The sequence below is a fragment of the Streptomyces sp. UH6 genome, from assembly GCF_013421635.1.
Taxonomy (GTDB): domain Bacteria; phylum Actinomycetota; class Actinomycetes; order Streptomycetales; family Streptomycetaceae; genus Streptomyces; species Streptomyces abyssomicinicus.
The window spans coordinates 1-1,458 of the sequence record NZ_JACADT010001224.1; the positions used below are offsets into that span (position 1 = coordinate 1).

General features: G+C 76.6%; 1 protein-coding gene and 1 pseudogene. Both read right to left on the minus strand.

All coding sequences use genetic code 11. From position 1 onward, the window contains the following. Positions 1–1,127: aminotransferase class V-fold PLP-dependent enzyme (locus HW445_RS30780; protein ID WP_180224075.1), on the minus strand; the 1,127-nt coding region annotated here is incomplete at its 3' end. A gap of 82 nt (positions 1,128–1,209) precedes the next feature. Continuing rightward, positions 1,210–1,458: pseudogene (locus tag HW445_RS30785) on the minus strand (TetR family transcriptional regulator); the annotation flags it as partial.

Here is a 1,458-nt window from a genome sequence, read left to right on the forward strand (position 1 = left end):
GGCCGGACGTAGCCGGTGCCGCCGAAGCTGGTGAAGGCGGCCGTGACCCGGAGCTTGCGGGCCACCTCGTCGCGCAGGGCGTCGGCCTCCTCGCGGGTGCCGGCCAGTCCGTCGGGCAGCCGGACCAGGCGCAGTGCGGGCGCGGGCATCCCGACGCGCGCCGTGTGGTCCTCGCCGGTGAGCCGGGCGAAGGCGGCGGCGACGGTGTGCTGGGCGTGGTCGCCGAGCCGGGTGACGTAGTCGCGGACGCTGTCCCAGCCCCAGGTGTCCTCGACGAAGTCGAGGGCTGCGGGCGCGGCCAGGTAGGAGGTGGCGTCGACGGTGCCCTGGTGGTCGAAGCGCTCCGGGAACGGCTCGGTGGCGCCCCAGGAGTCGATCAGGGGGTGGAGTTCCTGGCGCCGCTCGGCCCGCACGACCAGGGCCGCCGTGCCGCGGGGGGCGCAGGGGAACTTGTGCAGGTTGCCGACCCAGTAGTCGGCCTCGAGGCCGGCCAGGGGGTCGGCGAGCATCCCGGGGGCGTGCGCACCGTCGACCAGGAGGGCGATGCCGCGTCGCCGGGCCTCGGCGGCGATGCGGCCGACGGGCATCAGCCGGGCGGTGGCGGAGGTGATGTGGTCGACGACCGCCAGCGCGGTGCGGTCGGTGAAGGCGTCGGTCACGGCCCGGTACGCCTCGTCCTCGGTGGCGTCGAGGGGGACGTGCACGGTGCGCAGGGTGCCGCCCCAGCGCCGGGCGAGGCGGGCCGCGCCCATGGTGACGGCTCCGTACCCGTGGTCGGTGACCAGGATCTCGGCGCCCGCCCGGTGGGGCAGGTTGCCGTAGACGACGCTGGCTCCGGCGCTGGCGTTGGGCACCAGCACCGTGCCGTCCGCGGGGGCCCCGAGGTGGGCGGCGATCGCGCGCCGGGCGTCGGCGATCATCTGCGGCTGGCCGGGGAACCACTCGACGGGTGACTCCTCCATGCGGCGGCGCAGGGCGGCCTGGACGTCCTGCGCCGCACGGGGGACCGCGCCGAAGGAGCCGTGGTTGAGGTGCCTGACCTCCGGATCCAGCGTCCAGGCGGCGGCCGCGGGCCGTCCGTCGGGCAGCAGGAGCGGGGAGGGTGCCGCCAGGGGTTCGGTGCTCACGTGACTCCAGGTCGATCGTCGTTCGCGGACACGATCGCACAGGGGGCGGGGCGTCCCGACGGCGGAGGCGGGTTCGGGCCGTTCATTCCCCGGGGAGGGCCGCCGCGGCGTGCCCGAGCGCGGCGCGCATCACGTCCCGGAGGGCGGGTGCCCCGGGTGCGTCGGCGTGGCGGGCCCATTCCTCGACGGCGATCCGCAGGGCCACGTTGAGGGTTCCGGCCCGCACGCGGACGGCGAGGTCGGCGGCGTCGCGGCCCTCCCGTTCGGCGAGGATCGCGGCGAAGGCGTCGGCGGCCTCGGAGTGGATCTGCAACCAGACGGCGCGCAGCCC